This is a genomic window from Cytobacillus sp. Bac17, assembly GCF_024519925.1.
GTDB lineage: Bacteria > Bacillota > Bacilli > Bacillales > Cytobacillaceae > Cytobacillus > Cytobacillus pseudoceanisediminis.
Map to the genome: position 1 here is coordinate 109,578 of NZ_JALJRC010000010.1, position 25,674 is coordinate 135,251.

At 41.9% G+C, this 25,674-nt stretch carries 25 protein-coding genes, 1 other RNA gene and 1 pseudogene; 17 read left to right on the forward strand and 10 right to left on the reverse strand.

Annotated elements, in window-relative coordinates:
* The first annotated feature begins 97 nt into the window (after positions 1–97).
* The 3 genes from NR125_RS14105 (at position 98) to NR125_RS14115 (ending at position 4,967) form a co-directional block, all read left to right on the forward strand.
* Positions 98–2,458: an FdhF/YdeP family oxidoreductase gene (locus tag NR125_RS14105; RefSeq protein ID WP_009334313.1), complete on the forward strand. Its 2,361-nt coding sequence runs from the start codon at positions 98–100 to the stop codon at positions 2,456–2,458.
* 1,010 nt (positions 2,459–3,468) lie between these two features.
* Positions 3,469–4,350, forward strand: a complete 882-nt coding sequence (locus tag NR125_RS14110; protein WP_009334314.1) for a LysM peptidoglycan-binding domain-containing protein — start codon at positions 3,469–3,471, stop codon at positions 4,348–4,350.
* Between the two features lie 107 nt (positions 4,351–4,457).
* The gene (locus tag NR125_RS14115; protein ID WP_019381340.1) at positions 4,458–4,967 is read left to right on the forward strand and encodes a hypothetical protein; all 510 of its coding nucleotides are present in this window, start codon (positions 4,458–4,460) and stop codon (positions 4,965–4,967) included.
* 45 nt (positions 4,968–5,012) lie between these two features.
* On the opposite strand, the gene NR125_RS14120 is transcribed toward NR125_RS14115, so the two are convergent.
* Positions 5,013–5,489, reverse strand: a complete 477-nt coding sequence (locus NR125_RS14120) for a CBO0543 family protein (RefSeq protein ID WP_256815518.1) — start codon at positions 5,487–5,489, stop codon at positions 5,013–5,015.
* 192 nt (positions 5,490–5,681) lie between these two features.
* Here NR125_RS14120 and ssrS point away from each other — a divergent pair.
* Both ssrS and NR125_RS14130 read left to right on the forward strand, forming a co-directional pair.
* A non-coding RNA gene (gene ssrS, locus NR125_RS14125) (6S RNA) lies at positions 5,682–5,877 on the forward strand.
* Between the two features lie 93 nt (positions 5,878–5,970).
* Positions 5,971–6,681 carry a polysaccharide deacetylase family protein gene (locus NR125_RS14130; RefSeq protein WP_019381343.1) on the forward strand — a complete coding sequence of 237 codons (711 nt, stop codon included), beginning with the start codon at positions 5,971–5,973 and terminating at the stop codon, positions 6,679–6,681.
* Positions 6,682–6,711: 30 nt separating this feature from the next.
* On the opposite strand, the gene NR125_RS14135 is transcribed toward NR125_RS14130, so the two are convergent.
* Positions 6,712–6,987: a YqhV family protein gene (locus tag NR125_RS14135; RefSeq protein ID WP_009334318.1), complete on the reverse strand. Its 276-nt coding sequence runs from the start codon at positions 6,985–6,987 to the stop codon at positions 6,712–6,714.
* Between the two features lie 344 nt (positions 6,988–7,331).
* Between NR125_RS14135 and NR125_RS14140 the strand changes: the two genes are divergently transcribed.
* Together NR125_RS14140 and NR125_RS14145 are read left to right on the forward strand one after the other, a co-directional pair.
* Positions 7,332–8,030: a class I SAM-dependent methyltransferase gene (locus NR125_RS14140; protein ID WP_019381344.1), complete on the forward strand. Its 699-nt coding sequence runs from the start codon at positions 7,332–7,334 to the stop codon at positions 8,028–8,030.
* Between the two features lie 24 nt (positions 8,031–8,054).
* Entirely contained in the window at positions 8,055–8,576 is a 522-nt protein-coding gene (locus NR125_RS14145) for a GrpB family protein (protein WP_009334320.1), read from the forward strand.
* 9 nt (positions 8,577–8,585) lie between these two features.
* Here NR125_RS14145 and NR125_RS14150 read toward each other — a convergent pair whose 3' ends face one another.
* Positions 8,586–8,783, reverse strand: coding sequence for a hypothetical protein (locus NR125_RS14150; RefSeq protein ID WP_162272004.1), 198 nt, complete (start codon positions 8,781–8,783; stop codon positions 8,586–8,588).
* A 102-nt stretch (positions 8,784–8,885) separates the two neighbouring features.
* Complete coding sequence (locus tag NR125_RS14155) at positions 8,886–9,617, reverse strand: GntR family transcriptional regulator (protein ID WP_019381345.1); 732 nt, start codon at positions 9,615–9,617, stop codon at positions 8,886–8,888.
* 285 nt (positions 9,618–9,902) lie between these two features.
* On the opposite strand from NR125_RS14155, the gene NR125_RS14160 reads away from it, so the two are divergent.
* From NR125_RS14160 to chbG, 5 genes are all read left to right on the forward strand, one after another.
* Positions 9,903–10,208, forward strand: coding sequence for a PTS sugar transporter subunit IIB (locus NR125_RS14160; protein ID WP_009334322.1), 306 nt, complete (start codon positions 9,903–9,905; stop codon positions 10,206–10,208).
* 2 nt (positions 10,209–10,210) lie between these two features.
* The gene (locus NR125_RS14165) at positions 10,211–11,545 is read left to right on the forward strand and encodes a PTS sugar transporter subunit IIC (protein ID WP_019381346.1); all 1,335 of its coding nucleotides are present in this window, start codon (positions 10,211–10,213) and stop codon (positions 11,543–11,545) included.
* 12 nt (positions 11,546–11,557) lie between these two features.
* Positions 11,558–11,872 carry a PTS sugar transporter subunit IIA gene (locus NR125_RS14170; RefSeq protein ID WP_009334324.1) on the forward strand — a complete coding sequence of 105 codons (315 nt, stop codon included), beginning with the start codon at positions 11,558–11,560 and terminating at the stop codon, positions 11,870–11,872.
* Positions 11,873–11,885: 13 nt separating this feature from the next.
* Positions 11,886–13,208: a 6-phospho-beta-glucosidase gene (locus NR125_RS14175; RefSeq protein WP_256815519.1), complete on the forward strand. Its 1,323-nt coding sequence runs from the start codon at positions 11,886–11,888 to the stop codon at positions 13,206–13,208.
* Between the two features lie 475 nt (positions 13,209–13,683).
* A complete protein-coding gene (gene chbG, locus NR125_RS14180) occupies positions 13,684–14,382 on the forward strand; it encodes a chitin disaccharide deacetylase (protein WP_009334326.1) in 699 nt (232 codons plus the stop codon).
* Between the two features lie 39 nt (positions 14,383–14,421).
* Here the strand turns inward: chbG and nagE are convergent, their stop codons facing one another.
* Positions 14,422–15,798, reverse strand: coding sequence for an N-acetylglucosamine-specific PTS transporter subunit IIBC (gene nagE, locus NR125_RS14185; protein WP_256815521.1), 1,377 nt, complete (start codon positions 15,796–15,798; stop codon positions 14,422–14,424).
* A 290-nt stretch (positions 15,799–16,088) separates the two neighbouring features.
* Between nagE and nagB the strand changes: the two genes are divergently transcribed.
* From nagB to NR125_RS14200, 3 genes are read left to right on the forward strand one after another with little or no spacing between them, the layout of a single operon-like run.
* A complete protein-coding gene (gene nagB, locus NR125_RS14190) occupies positions 16,089–16,826 on the forward strand; it encodes a glucosamine-6-phosphate deaminase (RefSeq protein ID WP_026041826.1) in 738 nt (245 codons plus the stop codon).
* A 14-nt stretch (positions 16,827–16,840) separates the two neighbouring features.
* Complete coding sequence (locus NR125_RS14195; RefSeq protein WP_009334329.1) at positions 16,841–17,578, forward strand: SIS domain-containing protein; 738 nt, start codon at positions 16,841–16,843, stop codon at positions 17,576–17,578.
* A gap of 4 nt (positions 17,579–17,582) precedes the next feature.
* Positions 17,583–17,789, forward strand: a complete 207-nt coding sequence (locus NR125_RS14200) for an aspartyl-phosphate phosphatase Spo0E family protein (RefSeq protein WP_009334330.1) — start codon at positions 17,583–17,585, stop codon at positions 17,787–17,789.
* A 99-nt stretch (positions 17,790–17,888) separates the two neighbouring features.
* Here NR125_RS14200 and NR125_RS14205 read toward each other — a convergent pair whose 3' ends face one another.
* The 4 genes from NR125_RS14205 to NR125_RS14220 form a co-directional block, all read right to left on the reverse strand.
* Entirely contained in the window at positions 17,889–19,829 is a 1,941-nt protein-coding gene (locus NR125_RS14205; RefSeq protein ID WP_071156129.1) for an ABC transporter permease, read from the reverse strand.
* Positions 19,819–20,580, reverse strand: coding sequence for an ABC transporter ATP-binding protein (locus NR125_RS14210; RefSeq protein WP_019383149.1), 762 nt, complete (start codon positions 20,578–20,580; stop codon positions 19,819–19,821). The genes NR125_RS14205 and NR125_RS14210 overlap by 11 nt, the downstream gene beginning before the upstream one ends.
* Before the next feature lie 99 nt (positions 20,581–20,679).
* A complete protein-coding gene (locus tag NR125_RS14215) occupies positions 20,680–21,684 on the reverse strand; it encodes a sensor histidine kinase (RefSeq protein ID WP_019383148.1) in 1,005 nt (334 codons plus the stop codon).
* Positions 21,677–22,372 (reverse strand): response regulator transcription factor, encoded by a 696-nt coding sequence (locus NR125_RS14220; RefSeq protein ID WP_009334335.1) that lies wholly within the window; start codon positions 22,370–22,372, stop codon positions 21,677–21,679. The genes NR125_RS14215 and NR125_RS14220 overlap by 8 nt, the downstream gene beginning before the upstream one ends.
* A gap of 111 nt (positions 22,373–22,483) precedes the next feature.
* On the opposite strand from NR125_RS14220, the gene NR125_RS14225 reads away from it, so the two are divergent.
* Positions 22,484–23,200: a sulfite exporter TauE/SafE family protein gene (locus tag NR125_RS14225; protein ID WP_251157523.1), complete on the forward strand. Its 717-nt coding sequence runs from the start codon at positions 22,484–22,486 to the stop codon at positions 23,198–23,200.
* Positions 23,201–23,280: 80 nt separating this feature from the next.
* The gene (locus NR125_RS14230; protein WP_019383146.1) at positions 23,281–23,748 is read left to right on the forward strand and encodes a hypothetical protein; all 468 of its coding nucleotides are present in this window, start codon (positions 23,281–23,283) and stop codon (positions 23,746–23,748) included.
* 50 nt (positions 23,749–23,798) lie between these two features.
* Here the strand turns inward: NR125_RS14230 and NR125_RS14235 are convergent.
* Positions 23,799–25,580, reverse strand: a pseudogene (locus NR125_RS14235) (M4 family metallopeptidase).
* Positions 25,581–25,674 lie beyond the last annotated feature (94 nt).

Sequence of the window (25,674 nt, forward strand, 5' to 3'; positions counted from 1 at the left end):
CCATTTACCCATATACAATAATAAATGCTATTTGAACATTGGAAATTAAGAGATTCAGGATCTCTATTAAATAGAAAAAATCAAGGGAGTGTTTCAGGTGGGAAAAACAAAACATCCAGGACCTCAGAATAAAAAGGCAATGCCGGATCCGAAGCATTGGGTGAGCCCAATTCCATTTGGTCTTGGTAAAATAAAGCCGAAACATATGAGGGATACAGCAAAAATCCTATGGGAAAACAAAGATAATATTGGGTATGCCGCAAATATTTTAACGAAAGGTGTGTGTGACGGATGTGCCCTTGGCGTTTCCGGTCTTTATGACCAGACACTTAAGGGGCCGCACGTATGTACAACAAGGTTAAATGTCCTTCGTTTGAATACTGCCGGAGCAATCAAACCGGAAATTCTGCATGCCGATATCGATGAGCTGCGCAAATATGACAGCACCGAGCTTCGTAAATTGGGCCGCATTCCTTATCCAATGATCCGCAGAAAAGGAGAGCGCACATTCTCCCGGATTACTTGGGATGATGCCATGAACATGATTGCTGAAAAAATGAAGGTGCTCGATCCTAAACAGTATGCGTTCTACCTGACTAGCCGGGGAATTACGAATGAATCTTATTATGTGGCCGGCAAAGTTGCCCGCTTCCTTGGAACGAATCACATCGATAATGCGAGCCGCATTTGCCATTCGCCTTCTAAAACCGCTTTAAAGCGTTCCATTGGAGTAGGAGCTTCCACAGCCAACTATCTTGACTGGATCGGAACGGATGTCCTGTTATTCTGGGGCAGTGTGGCATCAAACAGCTCGCCTGTATCATCCAAATATATGCTTGAAGCGAAGAAGAACGGCACAAAAATTATCGTCGTCAATCCATACAGAGAGCCGGCAATGGACAAATACTGGATTCCGTCAAATCCTGAATCTGCTTTGTTCGGCACAAAAATTGCAGATGATTTTTATCAGGTAAATATCGGCGGAGATATTGCCTTTATGCACGGGATTATGAAACACTGGTTTGAAATGGAGAAAGCGGAGCGCGGTTCTGCCATCAATCATAAGTTTGTGAACGAGCATGTAAATGGATATGAAGATTTGAAAAAGAAAGTAAAAGAGCAGTCATGGGAAGAGATTATTAAATCTTCTGGTGTAAGCAAAGAGCGTATCATCGAGCTTGCTGAACTGCTTGCGAACAGCAAAAATGCCGTCTATGCCTGGGCTCTTGGACTGACCATGCATTCCTTTGCGACTGATAACATCTCACAGGTTGCCAATCTTGCGCTGCTTCGCGGTCATCTGGGCCGAAAGCATAATGGGCTTATGCCATTCCGCGGACATTCATCTGTGCAGGGAAGCGGTGAAATGGGGGCAGATCCATTCGTATTGCCTGGCGGTGACTTTTACGGAGACAATTTTACCCGCATTCAAAATCTTTGGGGATTCGAGCTTGAGAAATGGCAGGGTGATATTGTCGGGGTGACACTGGAGAATATCCTGCTTCCAGAAGACCATGAACGGAAAATCAAGCTTTACTATCTTTCAGGCGGCAACTTCCTTGAGACTATGCCAGATCCTGATTTTATTGAAAAAGCTCTATCTGAACTGGATATCCGTGTTCACCAGGATATTATTTTAAATACGTCTACACTGGTTGATGCGAAAGAAGCGGTCATCGTGCTTCCTGCTAAAACCAGGTACGAGCAGGAGGGCGGCGGTACGTCCACTTCAACGGAACGCATGGTGTATTTCAGTCCGGAAATTGAAGGGAATAAAAATAAAATTGAAGAGGCACGCGAGGAGTGGAAGATCTACATTGATCTTGCCAAACGTGTAAAGCCTGAAACTGCTCATCTCGTTGAATTTAAAAATGCACAGCAAATCCGTGATGAAATTGCTGTGGCTAACCCTAGTTATGATGGCATCCAGCATCTGAAAAAAGCAGGAGATGTCTTCCAGTGGGGCGGAGCATGGTTATGCGAGGACGGCATCTGCCCTACACCGGATGGAAAAGGCACACTTATTACTGTGGATATTCCAGACCTTGGAAAGAAGGAAGGGCAATTCATTGTTACGTCACGCCGCGGGAAGCAGTTTAATTCCATGGTCTATAAAGAGGTGGACCCGCTGAATGGAGCCGGACGATATGATGTATTAATGAACGCAGAAGATGGAAAGGACTTAAGCATTGCAGAGGGTGAAGGGATTGTCCTATACAATGGATTCGGTGTATTCCAGGGAAGAGCCAAATTCGTCGACATCGCCCGCGGCAACGTCGAAGTCCACTTCCCGGAAGGAAACTTCCTATTGCCAAGAGGCCGCTACGAAAAATTCGCAGGTATCCCTGACTATAACATCACGGTTACCCTTGAAAAAGCAGACCGCTACAATGCACGCAAAGATGTGGAATATAACGAAAAACACATTGCTGAAGATGAAATAGATGCACCAGCATAAAGGGGAGAGAGATGGCTTAGGGCCATCTCTCTTCTTTGTGTGAAGAGGTGATTTTAAGAGGAGATGGGGATTGAGGGCCAAATTGAATATCTTAATGAAAATGGCAGTTAAACCGAGTGAATAAAGGCGAAAGGGGAAGTGCCTTAGGAAAAATGGTAGTTAATCTGAATGAATAACAACGAAAAGAGAGTTACCTTGAGTAAATGGTAGTTAATCCGGGTGAATAACGACCAAAAATGGGAGGCATCAGGAAAAATGGTAGTTAATCCGAGTGAATAAAGCCGAAAAGGGAGCTGTCTTAGGAAAAATGGTAGTTAATCTTAATTAATAACGACGAAAAGAGAGTTACCTTGAGTAAATGGTAGTTAATCCAGATGAATAACGACCAAAAAAGAGAGGCATCAGGAAAAATGGTAGTTAATCCGGGTGAATAACGACGAAAAGAGAGCTGCCATAGAAAAACGGTAGTTAATCCGAATGAATAACGACGAAAAGGGAGCTGCCATAGAAAAACGGTAGTTAAACCGAATGAATAACGACGAAAGGGAGCTACAATAGGAAAAATGGTAGTTAATCCGAATGAATAACACCGAAAAAAGAGAGGCATCAGGAAAAATGGTAGTTAATCCGGGTGAATAACTACGAAAAGAGAGCTGCCATAGAAAAACGGTACTTAATCCTAATGAATAACGACGAAAAGGGAGCTACCATTGGAAAAATGGTAGTTAATCCTAATGAATGAAGCCGAAAAGAGAGCTGCCATAGGAAAAATGGTAGTTAATCCGAGCGAGTAACGCCTAAAATCGATCGGCCATAGGGAAAATGGTAGTTAATCCGAATGAATAAAGCCGAAAGGAGGCTGCCTTAGAAAAAACGGTAGTTAATCCCAATGATAACGATGAAAAAATGCAGTTAATCTCTAACCACTAATGCTGCCCATTTTCCAAAATAGGCTCGTCATCCTGCGACATCCATTATTTCACTTCGTCATATATAGTGAGGTGAAAATAATGAAGAAAATCAAACAGGCAATTGCAGCAGGAGTCATTTCTCTGGCAGTTATTTTTACAGGGGGAGCAGTATTTGCGGACCACAGCGGAGATAAAGAAATAGCTGTCGTGAAAAAAGGGGACACACTATATTCCCTGGCTAAAAAGCATCATATGAGTGTGGCACAAATTTCGGATCTGAATGATTTAGAAGGTACAACAATCTATCCGGGACAGCGTCTCATTCTATCCGGAGAGGAAGCTGGATATCATAAGATTATTGCCGGTTCTTTCAGCAAAAAAAAGAATGCGGAAAAGCGGGCAGCACTACTAAAGAAAAAAGAGATCCCTGCCGCAATTGGCACCGCTGTCATTGATGGCAAAACCTATTACCGTGTGCAGGCTGGTGCATTTAAAGACAAAAAGAATGCTGTGAAGCAACTGGAGGCAGTCAAAAAGGCAGGAATTAAAGATGCCTTTATTCTTTCGAAAGAAGAACTTCATATTTTTGGCTTAAAACCAGGAGATGCTTTTGCTGAGATAGTATCCAGAATGGGCATGCCAAAAAAGACTGAAACCCAGCTCAATATTAAAAGCCTTTACTATCAGAGTGATGGGGCCGGGCTAAGGGTAACCTTAAATAAGAAAGATGGTACAATAGGCAGTCTAGCTGTATATCCAGAATATTTAAGCCCGCGTATGTTTCCTGCGCTTCCCTTTACCAAGGACGAAGTAGTAAAAATGTACGGTGATTCTGACAAGACAAAAACTGTAACTTGTTACGAATCAGCAAAGTGTGAAGAGTTAACCTACCAGCTTGATCATTTGGAACTCAAAGCCCGGATTGACAGGGATCAAGCCACTGTTCAGTTTCTTGAAATAACCGATCTCAATTATCGATAACCCAATTGGAGGCCTCCTTTAGCCTCCGTTTTTTTTGAAGGAATATTCTTCCTTTTGGAGAATACTTATTTATCTGGGTATTTTTTACCAAATCAGGAGGGAAGGTAATGGAGCAAAAAAAATGGACACCGCTAAAGGAAATGGACGGATCGAATACGCTGGTCTGGGGCGATAAGCCGGAAGTGCTGCCAGAACAGGCATTTATCTCCCTGACAAGAGGGAAAGGACTAAATCTCATTCAACTGTTTATTAATCAGGTGCTGACATTATTGGTAATGAATCAGATGAGAAAAGCGCCTGGTCTTATTTATGCGGAACTAAATGGAGAACTAAAGAAATGGAAGGGAAACGGGCAGACAATGACGGTTTGGGACGGAAAGCTGATGCCTAAATTTCGAAATCGCAATACACATGCTTTTGCGATGAAATTTTTCACATGGATCATCCATCGGAAAAACACTAAAAACTACTATCTTACATACTCTGCAAATGAGACAATCCCTTCCGTTGCTGAAGTGAAAGATATCTTAAGACAGTTCGGCAAGTTTTATGATGGAGGTGTTCTTGCAAGGAAGGCTTCACCACCCGGCTTTGGGGAAGAAAAGAAGTCTTCATAGATAAAATATAAACACAGTTCCCGATTACTTTTTTGGAGCTAGTGTTTATTGGTTTTCCGAAGATTTACGAATTAAACCCATTATTCCTCGTGTCATTAAAAAAGTTGCCATAATGGTTACAAAGCTATAATAGGAATTCCATGATTTCTTATATCTGATAAGCTGTGTATATTTTTCAAGAAAATGTTCAGCCATTGCGGAAGGAGCACTGAAGATCAGGGACTTTAACAAAATCCCCTTAACTCTATTCTTCATGGTTAGCTGATTAAAATAAACACACGTTATCGGGAATATTATATAGCTGAATAGCACGCTGACATCAAAAGTTTTAAACAGATTTACCGGGTATTTTAGATAGCCTTTACGCACTAACAGATTATCTAAAAAGGTGGCAATATAGCTTTTTAAAAAGAATATGATAAGCCATTCCTTCATTGGGGGTTTTCTAATCAAATTAAAGAAAGACATAATTCCAAATATAAATAACAAACGCAATAGATTTCTTTCGAATTTTCTTCCCAATTGTTAATCCCCCTTTTACACAACCTATAGTCTTCCTTTATTGTTAAGTTGTTTAACCTGCATTATACGATATTTCCAGAGGTTTCGATTGTAAAAAACCATTATTTTTGTATAGGGGAGTGTTAGCTGGGGTTTTAAAGAGCAGGAAAACATTTCTATTGAAATCATCACTTAATTATTTTATTATAATAAAACAAGCTGCATTGTACGTAATCATACTAAAGTTTTAACCTTTAAGCTGAAATAGGGAGTTTAACATCGGAACAGGAATGACAAGCCTCTGTCTATATGACAAGGAGGACATGCAGGAATGTTTCTGCGGACACCCACTTTGAGGAGTGGTGGTTTAAAACTTTCTTATAACAGTTACGGCAAGAGCGGCTCCATACTTATATTATCAAACCAGTTTCCAATCGGGGGCTGGTTTTTTTATTATATAGAAATTATAATTACCCTGAAACTATAGCTGTCAGGAGGAATTATGAAAAAACTGCTAAAAATCAGCATTTCTATCATTCTGATCTTGGGGATTTGCTTTTTGCTGTTTGAAATTTCCAAGTCAAGGAACTTTCAGTTTTTCGGAGGCCTTGTAAATAAAGCAGAAACAGAGGAAAAAGTGGCAGCATTAACATTTGATGATGGACCAGGCGTCAACACGGAGGAAATATTGGATATTCTGCGGGAAGAAGACATTAAAGCCACTTTTTACCTAACAGGGCAAGAGATTGAGCAACATATGGACGATGCCAAAAGGATTGCGGGAGAAGGGCATGAAATTGGCAATCATTCATATTCTCATACACGGATGGTTCTAAAATCTCCCTCTTTTATTAAAGATGAAATTGAGAAAACAGATGATTTAATCAGGCAGACAGGCTATGAAGGAGAAATTCATTTTCGGCCTCCATACGGAAAAAAACTGTTTTTTCTGCCTTACTACTTATCTAAACATGAGCGTAAGACGATCTTATGGAACGTTGAGCCTGAAAGTCATCCGGAAATAGAAGGGGATGCAAATAAAATCACTGAGCATGTGGCTGAGAATATAGAACCAGGCTCCATCATTCTTCTTCATGTCATGTATGAGAGCCGGGAAGAGTCTTTGAAATCTGTTAAGAAAATTATTTCTTCATTAAAAGAGCAGGGTTACCATATGACTACGGTTTCCGAATTGCTGAAACATCAGAAGTAGAGCTGTCCGTACAGCTCTTTTTTTATTGGATTAGTTGCCTTTTACCCCATAAAGAATGCAGCCGACTCCGCAAAGCACCCATAATATCTTGCTTAGTGAAACTTTATCTGCCATTCCAGTTAATCCGATCACTGTCGTCAAGAGAAGCACAGGCGGTCCAATCAGGGCAAGTGAACTATTCACAACCAGTGCTTTTTCGATATCATTCATTTTTATAATCAATAGTGCAACAAAAATTTCAATACTTCCAGAAATAAGCCGCAGAATCGCCATCCCAAGAATCGCCTTATCAAGAAAAATAAACATCATGTACCTCCTATACCTTCTTGTCAGTCATTATATGTAAGCTGCTCTAAATGAAGGACAGGTTTTGAGAAGAAAGTATTTCATAAATATTACAAAAATGACGAAATAGGAAAGGGTGAAGATCGCCAAATGTGCATAGTGAGCGTTTCCGGGCGTTTTCAAATGTAATAAGACTTAAGTACTTATTAGACTTTTTGTTTTAAAAATACCCCCTTACAGGATCGCTATTTGGAAAAATAATGAAGGGACAGCAGCTCATTTTTGCATAAATAATCTATTTTTAACGGAGCTGTAATCCTTGAATATGAGGGTTTTAGTAAAATAAAGGAAAGGGGGTCATTGCCATGGATAAAGCGATTTTACATATCGACGATTTACTGGAAATGCTGGATGGATTGTTAAGAGAACCAACAGCCTTCTGGGAAAAATTTTATGAAGACCGGGACAAAGAGGTTCCATTTTTCATAGCGAAGGGGCCGGATGAAAACCTATATGAGTATGTTCAAAATGGATTGAGGCCTGGAAAAATCCTTGAGATTGGCTGCGGTCCAGGGAGGAATGCCATTTTTCTGGCGAAGAATGGAGCCCAAGTGGATGCCATTGATTTTTCCAAAAAGGCGATCAAATGGGCCGCTGAAAGAGCAAAGGAAGCACAAGCCGATATAAATTTTAAATGTGTATCTTTTTTTGACTTCCATTTTGAACCTCACACCTATGATCTTATTTATGACAGCGGCATGTTTCATCATCTTCCCCCGCATAGAAGGCTGACATATTTGGAAATAATCAAAGCTGCACTGAAGCCGGGCGGAAAGTTCGGACTTGTTTGCTTTAATACTGATGGCGCGCTTCCTACTCCGGACTGGGAGGTATATCGCAGCGGCAGCTTAAAGGGAGGCATCGGGTATACGGAAGAACGCTTGAAAGCGATCTTTCACAATGACTTTCATTTCATGGAGATTAGAAAAATGAAAAAGATTCTGCAGCCTAGTAATCTATTTGGAGAAGATTTTTTATGGGCCTGCTTAATGAGGCTAAAATAGAACTTTTCAAATTAGGAGGAGATCATGACAAGGATAGTGGCAGTTACTCCATATAATCCCGATTGGCCAACCTTATTTAAAAACGAGGCAGCACTCCTCAAGAAGATTTTTAAAACAGAGATTCTAGACATTCATCATATAGGCAGCACGTCCATTCCAGGTCTGGCAGCAAAGCCGGTCATTGATATAATGCCAATCGTAAATGATATTGAGAAGGTTGATCGCCTTAATACTGAAATGATTTCTCTTGGGTATGAACCACGCGGAGAAAACGGACTGCCTGGCCGGCGGTATTTCGAGAAAGGGGGCAATCAGCGGACCCATCATGTCCATATCTACGAAAAAGGGAATCCTGATATCACCCGGCATCTTGCATTTCGTGATTATTTAAGATTAAACGGCGAAGAAGCAAAACAATATGGAGCTTTAAAAATGGAGTTAGCGAAACAGTACCCCTTTAACATTGAGGCATACATAAAGGGGAAGGAAGCACTGGTGCGGAAAATTGAGATGAAGGCAATAAAGTGGCATGGGGCATTATGCTAAGTGAATCCATTATTCATCTATCAATTTAAAAAAATGAGGACCTATATCTAATCGGACAGCAAAAAGACTAACGGCTGCTTGCTCGTCCGAATCAGGCACACATTCGGACAGCAAAGGCCAAATCGCAGGTGATGGTGTCCGAACAAGGCAGGCATTCGGACAGCAAAGGCCAAAGTCCAGATCACGCTGTCCGAACCAGCTACGCATTCAGACAGCAAAATCCAAATCGCAGATCCCGGTTTCTAAATCAGCTGCGCATTCGGCAGCAACAAGTGTATTCCGGTATTTACAGTATCCTCCGCCAAACTATTATTCATAATTCCGTTCAATAATAAAATGAGCATAGTCCCCGCGGAACATCGTTTTGGAATACTCGATTAAGCTTCCGTCTTCAATATGGGCATATGTTTCAAGAGCGAAACACGGTGTTTCAGGTTTGATTTTTAACAGGTTACTAATTTCCTCTTCCGGAAGTGAAATTTCTAAATGCTCGATTGTCTTTTTGATTTTCAGGTTGTATTGAGTCTGCAGCAAATTGTATAAGGATTTTTCACAGGCCTGCCGGTTCAAGCTGGGGGTCTTTTTCCATGGCAGAAAGGCTTTTTCATATTGAAGCGGCTCGTCATCCGCATATCTGATCCGTTCGAGTACATTAACGGGATCGCCTTCTGACAGCTCAAAGACATCTGCTAAGAAGGGATCGGCAGGGATGACTTCAAGGTTTATTACTTTTATAAGCGGGTTTTTTCCCTGCATCGCCATTTGCTTTGAAAAGTTTTCGACTGTAGAAGTCAGCCGCTGTTTAACTTTATTGCTTGATACAAATGTGCCTCTGCCTTGCTGGCGATAAATATGGCCTTCTGTGCTCAGCTGCTGGAGTGCTGTTCTAATGGTCGTCCGGCTGACCCCATATTTTTCACAAAACTCCGCTTCTGTCGGCAATTTTGTATCCGGTTTGAATGCTCCATTTCGAATAAGTTCAAGAATACTTTCTTTAACCTTCAAGTGCAGGGCACTATCCTCGGTGAAACCGTCTTTCATCCCCGTTCCTCCTACTCTGTTCTTCTTTCTATTATTCCATAAAACATATTGTCATATCAATTCCAAATTAATTTGTAATAACAAATTTTAAAAATGTATTGAAAAATTAATCATTTGTCATTACAATTAATTTCAAGCATAGGATATTGAAGGGGGGTGAGTGACTTCAAAAAAGGAATATTTTTCGATTGAATTAACTGAATAATCTGTTTTATTGATGGTACTATTAGAATAAGCAATCATTCTATTATTTTGAAATCGCTTACACAGAAAAGGGGGTCAATGATGAATATTTTGTTATGCTGTTCGGCAGGAATGTCTACTAGTCTTCTAGTGACTAAAATGCAGGCAAGCGCTGAAAGCCAGGGAATCGACTGTAAAATTTGGGCTGTCGGCAACGGGGAGGTTAGAAATCATATTGATTCGGCAGATGTACTGCTGCTGGGACCGCAGATCCGGTTTATGACCGAGCAATTGAAGAAAGAGGCAGGCGGCAGGATCCCTGTAGCTCCCATAAACCCCATGCATTATGGCTTATGCAATGGAGAGGAAGTATTGAAGCAAGCTATGTCATTAATAAAGGGTGAATAGTGATGATGACGTTTATTGAGAAATATATCATGCCTTATGCTATGAAATTCGGCAATAACAGGCATTTGCTTGCTATCCGGGATGCCTTGATCGGGATGATTGCCATCACGATGGTAGGATCATTTGCTGTTCTGTTTAATAATTTAGGGGAAATCATTAAGCCATATGGAAGACTCATGGAAAGCATTTTCGGCGAATCCTGGAAAACACTGGGCGGAGATATTTGGTGGGGCACGTTTGCTTTCTTGACCATATTCGCCGTTTTTGGCATATCCCACAGGCTTGCCAAATCCTATGGGGATGATGGATTCGAGGCGATGCTGGTTGCCGCAGCCTGCTTCTTCCTCTTAGTCCCTCAGGTAGGCCAGGTGCCGGATACAGAAGGTGTCTGGGGGTTCATTGGCTATGGATACTTTAATGCTACGGCTTTATTTACAGGGATTGTGGTGGCCCTTCTTGCAACAGAAGTATTTATACGTCTGAGTAGGGTAAAAGCCTTTATTATCAGACTCCCGGATGGAGTACCTCCTGCCGTTGCAGGAGCATTTGCCAAATTGGTGCCGGGCATGCTGACGATTTTCATATTTGGAGTGGCAGGCCTTCTGTTCAGAAAAATGACAAATGGGGAATTCTTAAATGACTGGCTAAATGCAACCCTTGTCGCACCTTTGACAAATGCAGCTGATTCCCTGCCATTTGCGATACTTATTGTCTTTTTGGTTCATGGCTTCTGGGCGGTTGGCCTTCATGGGCCTAATATTCTTGGAGGTGTAACAACGCCTTTATTCACATCTCTCGGGACCAAAAATACAGATTTATATGCTCAGGGTGTGGCAGATCTTGATAAATATGCAATTCTGGCAGGTCCATTCCTGGATGCCTTCGTTTATCTCGGCGGGTCTGGAGCAACGCTTGGCCTTATCATTGCCATGTTTATTGCAGGAAGAAAGAGGCACAAGCAAATGCTGGCATTGGGAACACCGCCTGGAATCTTCCAAATCAATGAGCCATTATTATTTGGCCTTCCGATCGTGTTAAATCCAATCTGGCTAATACCGTTTATTTCGGCACCTGTCATTATGACTGTAGTCGCGTATCTGGCGATTAAATGGGGGCTTGTTTATCCGGTCGTTGTGGCAAGCATTCCCTGGGTGACGCCTGCAGGTATTGGCGGCTATCTTGCTACAGGAGGACATATCTCCGGTGCAGTACTGGCACTTGTGAATTTAGCGATTTCCATTGTCATTTATCTTCCATTCGTATATGTAACAGGGAAAATGGATGAAAAGAAACTGAAGCAGGTGCAGCCAGAACAAACACCAACAATTCAAGGTTAGGCGGGTTAATGAATGGATAAAGAAAAGCTTTATCAAATATCATTTCAGCTTATTTTGCACAGCGGGAATGCCAGAAGTCTGGCAATGGAATCCATCCAGAAAGCAAAGGCCGGAAAGTTCGAAGCAGCGGAAGCAAAAATCCGGGAAGCCGAGGAGGAGTTTGTGCTGGCACACAGACATCAAACTGAGTTAATTCAGGGGGAGGCTTCCGGAGCTCAATTCGATCTGCCGATAATTCTTGTCCATGCACAGGATCATTTGATGAATGCACTGACTATTAAAGACATGGCACAGGAATTTATCGACTTATACAAGAAACTTGACTAAGAGAGGTAAACGAATGGCACAGCAACCAGATAGTATAAAAATAGCCGTAATAGGCGGAGGTTCAAGCTATACACCTGAATTGATTGAAGGCTTTATCAAAAGACATCAGGAATTGCCTGTCAGGGAAATTTGGCTTGTGGATGTGGAGGAAGGAAGAAAAAAGCTCGAGATTGTCGGGCAATTAGCGAAGCGGATGGTTGAAAAAGCAGGGGTTCCCATACAGATTGAGCTTACTTTAGATAGAAAAAAAGCACTGCTGAATGCCGATTTTGTTACAACCCAATTCCGTGTCGGGCTATTGGATGCAAGAGCAAAGGACGAGAGAATTCCGCTGAAATATGGAGTGCTGGGCCAGGAAACCAATGGCCCGGGAGGATTTTTTAAGGCACTCAGAACCATTCCAGTCATTATGGAGATCTGCCGTGAAATAGAAGAATTGTGCCCAAACGCATGGCTTATCAATTTTACCAATCCGGCAGGAATGATCACAGAAGCAGTCCTGCGATACAGCAAAATCAAAAAAGTGGTTGGTTTATGCAATGTACCCATTGGGATGGAGATGGGGGCAGCCCAATTAATGAATGTGGATCACAGCAGAGTAAGAATTGACTTTGCGGGTCTCAACCACCTTGTATACGGTCTTGACGTCTATGTCGATGGAGTGAGCGTCAAGGAAGATCTGCTGAAAAAGCTTACGGACAAAGAACAATCGATCACGATGAAAAACATCCATGCGATGGGATGGGAACCGGAATTTTTGCAGGCATTGAATGTGCTTCCTTGTCCTTACCACAATTATTACTATAAAACACGTGAAATGGTGGAAGAAGAAGTAAAGGCAGCATCAGAAGGCGGAACTCGGGCTGAAGTGGTTAAAAAGCTGGAGGAAGAGCTCTTCCTGTTATATCAGAATCCAGATCTTGCTGAAAAGCCGCCGCAGCTGGAAAAAAGGGGAGGGGCTTACTACAGTGATGCAGCATGCAGGCTGATTCATTCCATCTATACTGATAAAAGGGATATACAGCCGGTTAACACCCGAAATAATGGCGCCATTGCAGGCATTCCGTCTGAATCAGCTGTTGAGGTCAGCTGCATGATAACGAAAGACGGGCCAAAGCCGTTAGCGGTCGGAGAACTCCCAGTTTCAGTAAGGGGACTGGTTCAATCAATTAAATCCTTTGAAAGGGTGACCATAGAAGCCGCCCTGACTGGTGATTACAATACTGCTCTTCTAGCGCTGACAATCAATCCGCTGGTTGGTTCCGACAGGATAGCTAAAAAGATACTGGATGAAATGCTCGAAGCCCATCGTACCTATTTGCCGCAATTTCAATAAATTAGACGCAATCAGGTCCAGAGAGCGCAAAAATGCAAGGGTCAGACGCAAATGACATAAATATCGGCGCAATAAAGAAACTGAACAGCGCAATTAAAGCAAATCAAGACGCAATCAGGCCCCGAGAGCGCAAAAAAGCAAGGGTCAGACGCAAACGACTTAAATATCGGCGAAATAAAAAAAGAGAACAGCGCAATTAAAGCAAATCAAGACGCAATCAGATTCCGAGAGCGCAAAAAAGCAAGGGTCAGACGCAAACGACTTAAATATCGGCGCAATAAAAAAAGAGAATAGCGCAATTAAAGCAAATCAAGTCGCAATCAGATCCCGAGAGCGCAAAAAAGCAAGGGTCAGACGCAAACGACTTAAATATCGGCGCAATAAAAAAAGAGAACAGCGCAATTAAAGTGAAAATTGGCAGGGCAGCAGATCGTTTCATGCTGCCTTGCAGCTATGTAACCGGAGGAGAATAACCATGATTAAGCTCATCGTCAATGCTGATGATTTCGGCTATAGTCCCGGAGTTAACTATGGAATTTTGCACAGCCATCTATTTGGAATTGTCAATTCCGCCACCATGATGATGAACATGCCCGGAACCGGGCAAGCCCTGGCAATGGCCAGACAATACCCGGGTTTACGAACTGGCGTCCATTTAGTCCTGACATGCGGGAAGCCGTTATTATCCCATTTAAGAACTTTAACGACTAAAGATGGATACTTCAGATCACAGGCAGATTTGGACGGAATATCCGCACTTGAGCTCGAGCTTGAATGGTCTGCACAAATTGACCGTTTTATCGAGGCTGGTATTGTGCCTTCCCATTTGGATAGCCATCATCACGTTCATACACGCGAAGAGTTTCTCCCAGTGATTCAAAGCCTTTCCAATAAATACGATCTCCCTTTCAGAGTCAATGGCGACTTTCCGCTTGAAGGAGTCAAAAGTTATTCTAACAGATGCTTATTCGATTTTTACGGAGATGGCATTCAGGAAGATTATTTCAGCATGCTGGCAGAAAAGGCGGAAGACGGGGAAACAGTGGAAGTCATGTGCCATCCGGCATTCGCAGATCAATTGCTAATGGAGGGGTCATCTTATAATTTAATGCGGTTAAAAGAGCTGGAAATACTGTGCTCCACAAAGCTTCCACCAGATATAAAGCTGCTATAAGAAAAACAGTGTCCGGCAAGGGACACTGTTTTTTAGTCATTACTTCTTAATTTTCTTCATTTCATCTGCTACAAATTCCACATCTGTACCAACAATGATCTGAAGGTTTGTCTTGCTTAATTTCATGATTCCTTTTGCGCCATGTGTTTTCAGTGCACTTTCCTTAACCTTTTCCATATCAGCAATATTTAAGCGGAGGCGTGTTGCACAGTTATCAATGGAAGTGATGTTGTCAGCTCCGCCAATATCTTTGATAAAATGGCTGGCCATAACTTCATACTTATTATTGCCCTGACTGGCAGGTGCCTCTTCTTCTTCAACTACATCTGTTTCATCTTCACGGCCAGGCGTTTTCAGGTTAAACGCTTTTATTAAGGCATAGAAGATAACGAAGTAAACAATGGCGTAGATGACGCCAATTCCTAAAAGCAGCAGCGGCTTTTCAGCGATATTAAAGTTCAGCGCATAATCGAGTGCGCCTGCTGAGAATGTGAAACCATCGCGGATTCCCAACAGAGACGTAACCCACATGGAAACCCCGGTTAAGATGGCGTGAACTCCATATAGAAGCGGTGCAATAAACATAAATGAGAACTCGATTGGCTCTGTAATACCAGTCAGGAATGAAGTTAGTGCAAGACCAATGAACATTCCTGATACAGCTTTCCTATTTTCAGGCTTAGCTGTTGCAATGATTGCAAATGCTGCAGCTGGAAGACCGAACATCATAACAGGGAAGAATCCAGTCATGTAAGCGCCTGCTGACGGGTCTCCGGCGAAGAAGCGGGCAATATCTCCATTAACTCCTTCAAATTCGCCGAACTGGAACCAGAATAAACTGTTCAATACGTGGTGAAGACCCAATGGAATTAGCAGGCGGTTTAAGAATCCAAATAGACCTGACCCTAAAGCACCGAGACCAATGATCCAGTTGCCCAATGAATCGATTGCGCCCTGGATTGGAGGCCAGGCAAAACCTGCAATGGCAGCCAGCAGAATCATCGTTACGGAAGTAATAATCGGAACGAAGCGTCGGCCGCTGAAGAATCCAAGCCAATCCGGAAGTTTGATATCATGGAAGCGGTTATATAATAATCCAGCAATAATACCGGCAATAATACCGCCCAGTACTCCCATATTTATATTTTCATCGATGGCAATTGCTCCTTCTGTTAATACAAGAAAACCGATGGCGCCTGAAAGGGCAGCTGCTCCATTACTGTCTTTCGCGAATCCCATGGCAACCCCGATGGCAAAAATAAGTGCGAGGTTGGCGAAAATGGCATTGCCGGCATTTGCGATAAACGGAATGCCCAATAAATCATCTTGTCCAAAGCGGAGCAAAAGACCTGCGGCAGGCAGGACGGCAATCGGAAGCATTAATGCTTTACCAATTCTTTGTAAGAATCCTAACATATAGATCTCTCCTTAATAAAAAATAATGAATAAGAAAGCGTTTTACTAAACTGTCGTAATCATACCAAAATATAAATATAGTTGTCTATACCATTTTAAAATAAAAAATTCTTAAGATCAGGATTTACGTTCTTATGTTAAGACTTTTCTAACAATGAAATTGGTATAGACAACTATACTTTGGGGTGATACGATATTTATTATAAATGGGTTTATTTAATTACTATATTTTGCATTTAAAAGTGCAAATATATTCTTATTCAGCTTTTTAAGCAAGGAGGAAACTCATGATGGAGATTATTAAAGTAAACAGCTATGAAGAAATGAGTAAAACCGCAGCAGATTATATCATCAGGAAGATACGCCAGCATCCTGAAGCAACACTGGGATTGGCAACCGGAAGCACTCCTGTGGGAACTTATAAAAGGTTGATTGAAGATCACCAGGGCAACAAAACAACATATAAAAAAGTGACAACTTTTAATCTGGATGAGTATATCGGTCTTTCAGGGGAAAATCCGCAAAGCTACCGTTATTTTATGGATTCAGTATTGTTTAATCATCTGGACATCCAGAAGGAAAATACTTTTGTCCCTAATGGTACTGCTGAAGATTTGGGAGAAGAATGCCGTAATTATGAAAGTAAGCTGAAAAACCATGGCGGCATTGATCTGCAAATTTTGGGAATCGGCAATAATGGACATATTGGCTTCAATGAGCCTGGAACGTCTTTTTCATCTAAAACTCATATTGTTGATTTAGCAGATTCTACAATTAAAGCCAATGCCAGGTTTTTTCATACGATCGAAGAGGTGCCGACCCAAGCCATTACAATGGGAATCTCAACGATCATGCAGAGCAGGGAGATCCTTCTTCTCGCTTCAGGTGAAGCAAAAGCAGATGCCATTCAAAAGCTTCTTGGAAATGGAGTTAATGAACATTTCCCGGCATCCATCTTAAAAAATCATCCAAACGTGAAAGTGATTGCCGATGAAGCGGCTCTAAGCGCATCAAAAGTCTCGGTATAAATGGGGTTGTAGCAATGCTTGCGAAATATCTGAATGAAGTAAAAGAATTATTGACCCTTGTGGAAAAAGAAGAAGGTCAAAAAATGAAAAATGCCGCCCGTGCATTGGCTGAGTGTATTCAAAACAATGGGATTATTCATGTATTTGGATGCGGACACTCTCATATGCTCGGGGAAGAGCTGTTTTACCGGGCAGGTGGGCTGGCCCCGATTAAGCCTATTTTTGTAGAGGATTTAATGCTTCATAAAGGAGCGGTCCGTTCCTCTTTAATGGAAAAACAAAATGATCTTGCCGGAAGCTTTATGGAAAATGCTGATATCCGGCCTGGTGATGTGGTCATTGTAGCATCAACATCAGGACGGAATCCAGTCCCAGTCGATGTAGCTGAAATCTCAAAAGAGAGTGGAGCATTCGTCATTGGGATCACATCCCCGCGTTATGCGAATACACAGTCCTCCCGGCACAAAGACGGAAAATACCTGTATTCATCTGTGGATTTAACAATTGACAATCATATAGAACCAGGGGACGCAATGATGGAGCATTCAGCTTTGGGGATCCGGTTTGGCTCCGCTTCATCTATTATTGGCTTTGCAATTGTAAACAGCCTGATGGCGGAAGCAGTGGAAGTGATGATTAAAAACGGTTATGAACCGCCTATCTTTAAAAGCGGCAATGTAGACGGAGCAGAACAGCATAACCGCGAGCTGGTTAAAAAGTATAAATCCCGAATTCCGCTGCTGGAAGGATAAAAAAATGGAATTGATAAAGGCAATCGAACAGACCAGACAAGCTATGATTGATTGCATTTATTCAAGGGGACTAACTGATGAAAAGACCTTGAAATTAAGCCGGGAACTGGATAAGTTAATTGTTGAATCACAGCTAATCAAAAGTTATAAAATGAGACAATTTGCAAATAAATGCGAAGAAATTGCAAACAAATCGGAAATTAGGAAATAACCTTAGAAAACCTGCAAAAAAACAGCTGGAACTTGCAAACAAACTCTGCAAAACTGCAAATAAAACCGCTCAGGCCAGCATACCTGAGCGGTTTTTCTATTATAGTGCATCTTTTATCACTTTTTTCGAATAGATTACAGACAAAATTCCGAAAATCGAATAAAGCACTGTGTAAAGCACCATAACCAGGATCATCGGCATCCAAAGCTCGCTTCCGAAGAAGAACCAGCCGGATTGTACGGCAAAGTAGCTGTGCAGAAGGCCGACGATAAGCGGAATTCCAAAGTTGAAAGCCATTTTGGATTGAATTCCGCGCAGCAGGTCTCCCTGTGTAAAGCCAAGTTTCCGCAGGATTGTATAGTTTGGTTTTTCATCCTCACTCTGATCCATTTGTTTGAAATATAGAATACAGCCTGAAGTGACCAAAAAGGTTAAACCGAGAAACCCGACAATAAACATGATCAGTCCCATGTTCATTTTTTGCCTTGTGCTCATCTCTTGCTGGGAATCGGCTCTGCCGCTGAATTCCATTTCTTTGAAGAGTGTATTGGCTTTTTCAATATCGCTGTCACTCTTCATATCCACTCCGATGAAAAGCGAATCTTCATCCTGGAGTTCAGGATTTAGATCAGCTTTCAGGTCTTCATATACCTTCTCATCCACAATAGCAACAGGCAGACCGCCTGATGTAAAATAAAACGGGAGAACAAAATCTTTTTTTAACCCTAAATATTTTTGTTTAATCGTGTTTGTTTTTCCCATGAACTCAAGTTCTCCTGAGTCCTTGAGCGTCATAAATTTCTGCAGTGCATCATTATATCCTGTCAGTACGGTTTCTTTTGGAGAAAGCTTAATGCCATCTATGGATGTTTCGCTTACAACAGGCAAGATCATGTTTGGTGAATCAAAATTCATTTCTTCCAGATTGACATCCAGAATGTCCTTCATATTAGCATCTACATGCAATAACTCAATACTTTTTTCCTTATATTCTAATCCCTCTTTTTGAAGGCTCCCGGTAAACTTCCCTGCATCTTCCTTGTCAGTGAACGAAAAGTGGGAGGGGAGGCTATCCTGGGCTGATTTTTCCGCTGAGTAGTAAGAAATATAGCTTAATGACAGCAGCCCGATCGCAAGGGCGGACACAGTTGTAATAATCGTTAAAAGCAGTGCACTCGACTTCATGCGGAACATGATGGAGGACAATGAAAGCACTTCGTTTACATTCAGGTATCCATCTTTCCTTTTTCGGATCAGGCTGGCGATAAAGCTTACCGATCCTTTATAGAAAAGGTAGGTTCCAATGATAACGGAAGCAAGAATAACCACCATCGCGAGGAACAGCTCGTTCATGGATGTGAAATCCCCGCCGAATAAAAGGGAAGAGATATAATAGCCGGCAATGATCAAGGCTAAACCAAGCACGCCCAATATCATTTCCAAAATGGACAGCTTTTTGACTTTTCCTTCTGCAATCGAAACCACCCTGAATAAAGATAGAATGGTTTGCCTTTTGATAAAAACAAAGTTCATCAGCATGATGAAAATATAAATAACCGTAAAGACGATGACAGTCTGCAAAAGCGCCTCACTTGAAAAGTGCAATGATGCAATTCCCTCAACACCTGTCAATTTAAAAAGGACCATCAGTATTAATTTCGAAACCGAAAAACCGATAAAGATTCCAATGATCAAAGAACCAAAATACAGCAGGAGATTTTCCAGGCTAAGGAGCCTGAAAATTTCATTTTTTGTCATTCCTATCAGCTGAAAAAGCCCGATTTCTTTGCTTCGCCTTTTGATAAAAATAGTGTTGGCGTACAGAAGAAAGATGGAAACGATCGCCACGAGCAGAATAGAGGCTGTTTTGATTGCTGCTGCACCTTTAATCGAGCCTTTTGCTTCGGACATCGATGGGTCATATTGAAGGGTGACAAAGGCGAAATAAAGCGCGACACTGAAAATGAGGGCGAATACATAAAGATAATAATTTTTCAGATTCTTTTTCAAATTGCGGAGGATGATGGTATTAATGCTCATGCTGTACACCGCCCAAAACGCCCTGTGTTTTCATGATATCTTTGAAAAAAGCCTGTCTTGATTGATCACCCTTATTCAGCTGAGTATAAATCTGGCCATCCTTGATGAAAATAACCCGGCTGCAGAAGCTTGCCGCCACAGGATCATGGGTGACCATGATAATCGTTGCTTTCCTTTTCTGATTTAAATCACTTAACTTATTCAGTAAGTCTGATGCTGATTTCGAATCCAGCGCACCTGTCGGCTCATCCGCGAAAATGATGCTTGGTTCATGAATGAAAGCACGGGCTGCGGAAGTCCGCTGCTTTTGCCCGCCGGAAATTTCATTAGGGTATTTATCCTTTAACTCGAATATTCCGAGCTCACTCGCAACCGCTGCAAACTTTTCATCTGCTTCTTTTTTTGGTGTTTTGCTGACGGAAAGGGGGAGAAGGATATTTTCCTTTACTGTCAATGTATCCAGGAGATTATAATCCTGAAAAATAAACCCGAGGTGCTTCTTGCGGAACTGTGCGAGCTGCTTTTCCTTCAGTCTTGTCATTTCCTTTTCTTCAATCTTGATTTCTCCGCCGCTAACACTGTCAATAGACGAGAGTACATTGAGAAGAGTGGTCTTCCCAGAACCTGAAGCGCCCATAATGCTTACAAATTCACCCGTTTCAATTTTTATATCAATTCCTTTTAATACTTCCTGCCTATTAAATTTATTGCCGTAGCTTTTATGAATTTTTTTGGCTTCTAGTACAAACATGTGTAACCATCCTTTCTTTGATAGCTTTATTATAGAAGGTAACGTATATGTAATTCCTTCGATTGAACGAACAAACAGCAAAAGCATGTGACATTTTTGTCACATGCCTGTTATGCTGACGAAATCATTGCGCGTAGGGAAGACTAGTGTCATGATTGTGCCTTTGCCTAAACAAGACTCTACATGGATTTTTATTTTTAGCTGGTCTGCGGCTTTTTTGGCTAAATATAACCCCATGCCTGTTGCTGCGTTTTCATGATGATTTGCAGTGGAGGTGAACCCCTTCTCAAAGATTCGAGGCAAATCCCTCTGATCGATGCCTCTGCCAAAATCCTGAATCCTCAAGGATATTTTACTGTCTTGCAGGAAACTCGAAATCAAAATGTCTGTTTCCTCACTATACTTCACAGCGTTGGTTAAAAGCTGGCGTATGATAAAACTGAACCATTTTGCGTCGCTTAGAGCTTCTGTTTCTTCCATTTCCATATCAAAGCCAATGCCTTTTTGCATGCACCAGGACTGCAGAGATTTGATTTCGCTGAATAGGATGTCTTCGAGATGAATCATTTCAATATATAAGTCATTTTCCATTGAAGGAATCCGCTTTTGATGCAGCTGCTGATCAAGAAGAAGGTGGATGCGCAGCCATTCATACGTTAGGGCGGATTTCAGATTCTGATCCCCAATCCGGTCAATCATGAGATGCATGGCAGTCAAGGGTGTTTTTACTTCATGAATCCAGGACAGCAGTTCATCTTTTTCCTGCTCGAGAAGTGTCCAGTTCTGGGTGAACTCCTTTTTAAACCGTTCGGTTTGGCTAACCAGGCCCGACTCCATTATTTTTTCAAATGGGCTTTCAGGCTCCGGTATGCTCGATAAATCTAAATTATTTTCCCGCTCGGCTACTTCTCTGTAAAATCGTGTTTCTTTCTGATAACGGAGAAAGATGAATCCTGTGAAAATGATTGCAGATAAAAAGGTGTAATAAAGGAAGGGCTTAAAGGATATGGCCGAGTCCATATATACTACAAAGGCGGCAAGCACCTGAAGGAAACCGAACAGCAGGATCCAGCTTAACCTTTCTCTGATATATTTCCTAAACATGCGAGGCATCCTCTTCAATTGCCATATATCCCTGGCCGACCTTTGTTTCGATCTTTGCGCCAAGCCCGATGTCATCAAGCTTCTTCCTTAGTCTATTAATATTGACCGTAAGAGTATTGTCACTAATGAATCGTTTGTCATCCCATAGGCTATTAATGATATCGTCCCTGCTGACAATTTGATTTTTTCTTTCTATCAAAAGCTTTAATATGTAAATTTCATTTTTCGTTAATTCTATGCAGCCACTCTCATTTGTAACGGTATTCTTTTCGAAATCAACCGCCGCATCGCACCAGGTCTTTAGGTTATTCTGAACGGCACTATAGTTATAGACGCGTCTGAGGATTGCCTGTATTTTGGCAATCAGGACTTCGAAGTGGAAGGGCTTTTGGACGAAATCGTCAGCGCCAAGCTGCATGGACATGACCATATCTGTTGGATGATCCCGGGATGACAGGAAAATAATCGGCACATTCGAATGTGATCGAATCATCCGGCACCAATGAAACCCGTCGAACTTCGGAAGCTGGATATCGATAATGACCAAATCGGGCTGAATGCCGGCAAACTCCTTCATGACTCCACTGAAGTCCTGAATTCCATGGACTTCATAAGACCACTGGGAGAGGCGGTCTTTGATTTCAGAAAAAAGGGAGGCATCATCCTCAATTAATAGCACTTTAAACAATCAACTCACCACACTTTTGCATATTCCTTCCATTATTGTATAGGAAAAGACCAAAGTGTGCCAGATTGTTTCCAGGCTGTGTTAAAATAGGGTAAAAAGCAGGTTTTGTGCATGGAAATCTTTCTTTTCATCTTTATTATTTTAATTGCATCCATTCTGCAGACAAGCACGGGATTTGGTTTCTCGATCCTGGCCACACCGTTTTTGCTGCTTCTTTTTGAACCTAGAGAAGCCATTCAAATTAATTTGATTTTATCTTTAATGATTTCTGCCGCATTATTTTCAAAAATCAAGAAGGATACAGACTTTGGAGTTTTGAAAAGGTTTGCAATTGGAAGTGCAGCCGGGCTGCCTATCGGAATTTCCATTTTTTTATTTTTGGATATTTCCAGGCTGAAGTTAGCTGTCAGTTTCATTATTTTGCTTTTAACGATCCTTTTGATGGCGAATTTCCGTGTGAAAGAAACAAGCCGCAGGGATTATTCAGTGGGCGGATTGTCAGGAATAATGACAACCAGCATTGGCATGCCCGGCCCGCCGCTCCTGTTGTATTTTTCAGGAACTGATACCCAAAAAGAGCGGCTTAGGGGAACTACCTTGGCTTTTTACTTGTTTATCTACTCCGCAAGTCTGGTATTTCAGATAATCTTTGCAGGGACCAATAAGACGATTTGGCTTTCAAGTTTGTATGCTTTGCCGCTGGTGCTGCTGGGTCTATACTTGGGACAAATTTTATTTATTAAAATCAATCAGCGTTTTTTCAAGGTTTTTACATACAGTATCTTGATTTTCACAGGGATTTACCTGCTGGTTGAGAGTGTGAGGTAGGAAGCCGGCATGAAAAGAAAGGCGGGGCTAATAAAATAGTGCTAATTAGAATTAAGCAAATCACGAAAAGGGGTCTGTTCTTGAGTAAAAAACTGATCTTTTGGATCCTGTCCTTCCTGTTTTCATTCTTTGGTTTTTACCTGATAGAACACCTTTTTACGGTAAATCCGCATGTGACTTCCGGCAATGGAAATTTAGGCATCCTCGTAATCTTTCTTTTTACACCTGTTTTTATTTCCAGCTGGGTCTATACTTTTAAGCTTGTAAAAACAAAGATGGTGAAAGATGGTAAAATAACTGTAGGAATTCTGCTTTTTTCACTTGCCGGCTGTGTTTTGCTGATGATTGAAATGAATGATTACACAAGTGAGCTGATCACTGCTCTAGGCGGGACGCCGGATAACCCGGATTCAAGAATTTACCGTTTTGGCTGGTTCAATCAATACACAAATAGTCTTTACTTTAATGTTTATACCTTTTTCTTATCCCATATCGTAACCGTCATTTTAGGCATCCTTTCAGCTATAAGAAGGACAAAAATATATTAAAAAACTCGCCGAAGCGTGGCGAGTTTCTCTTTATTTTTTAGAAGGCAGTTTTATTGGACGCCAACAGCATCATATGCTGCCATGACTGCGTTTACCTCAGCGGAAGGCTGTCCGTTTCAATCCGGATGCAGGTCTCTTGCTACCTGGATGGCTGCCTGGCGCATTTGGCTGAAGTCGGAGCTTGCTGTCAGATAATGGGTAAGTGCTCTGTAGAAAATCTTCTCGGCTTTTGTTTTTCCGATGCCTGTAACCGAAACATCGTAATGAGTGCCTCCATCTGTGATCAGGTGGGCTGCTTTGTTGTTGATGCTGCTGTTGATATGGACACCGCCTTTATCAAGTTCTCCAATATAACGTTTGCTGTAATGATCAGGGTAGTAGCCTGATTCTGTATAGCCGCCGATATAGACCGAACCTGGATCACTCATGGAACGGAGACCGTCACCTGGTGTAGTTGGCGTCCAAATATCCTCGCCCAATAACCATAGGTCTTCACCTGTTTTATTTTCAGCAAAAGCCCCTAAAATATCTGCAATGGATTCATTGATCGCACCGGATTCATTTTCATAAATTAAATCGGCTGTATTGGTGATCACTCCATGTGTCATTTCATGCCCGATTACATCCAGGCCCCCGGACAGGGAAATCATCCTGGTTCCGTCTCCATCTCCGTATAGCATTTGCTTGCCATTCCATGCAGCATTATTCCACTTCGAACCGATATGGACAGTTGAAACTAATTTCATTCCTTCGCCATCAAGGGAATCCCGGCCATGTACCTTTTTATAATAATCATAAACTTTTCCTGCGTTCACATGGGCAGACACCGCAGAAGGATCATAGAAGAAGTTGTTTCTGCTTTCCACCTCGAATCCGGTCATTCCAAGCAGGGCTGAAAGGATTATAAACGCGTTTTCAGGCATGCGGTTCGCTTTAAATGTATGGACACCTTCAGATCTTGTCCCATCGAATAAATAGTGCGTTCCTGTTTCCGGGTCTTTAACCGCCTGGAATGATTGAAGTGTCCCGAAAATATCCATTCCTCTTGCTTGAACAGGTTCTGAAACAGTCGGAAGTGCTTTCGGTTCAGGCTGGGAAGAAGCAGTCTGCTGTGCCTCAGGTTGTTCAGGTAAAGATGGTGTCAGTTCCGTGATGGCATTATAGCTATGAATGATGTTTCCAGTTACAGCATCTACAAAATAATGCCAATACCCTGGTGCCGGCGCTGAGGTGGAAGCTGTTACATAATAAGCCAGATGCTTTTGCCCGTTATGCGGATAAATAACAAGTTCTCCTTCTATACCATCATAACTCTTCACTTCTCCGATCTTATCTTCAATGCTTTCCTTTGCCTTTTCCAATGCTTCATCTTCGCCCAGTTTCGCCTCTGTAGGAATAATGGAACGTGCCAGATTTGGTGTAACTTTACCGAAGAAGGCTGTCACATTGTTTTTGTCGTCCAAAGCAATGGTCTGCTGTGCTCCGTATACCGGTATTCCGTTGTATTGCTCTACTGTTCTGAAATGGTGTGTGTTTGTCTGCTTATCATCGAATTGATCAATGATTTTGAATTGATCCTTGGCCTCGTAGCCGGCGTTTTTGAATAAGTTCGCCTTGGATTGAAGGAATGCATATACAGCTTCTTCCTTGCTCAGTCCTTCAGGAGCTTGCCAGGTCCCAATTATGTAGGAAGGCGTCTTTAATTCCTGATGATACTTAACGATTTCTTCATTTGCCAGCACATTTTTTGCGGGCAGTGATAGTCCCGAGATGGAAAACGAAGCTGCCAGAACTGCAGGGAGTACTTTCTTTTTTAGCTTATTTCTTTTCAAACTGATCACCTCTTAGTTTGGATTGGTATTTCAAGGTCAATTATTCTGAAAATTCCACGAATGGTCAATTGGGTTATAGGGATCAGTGATATGC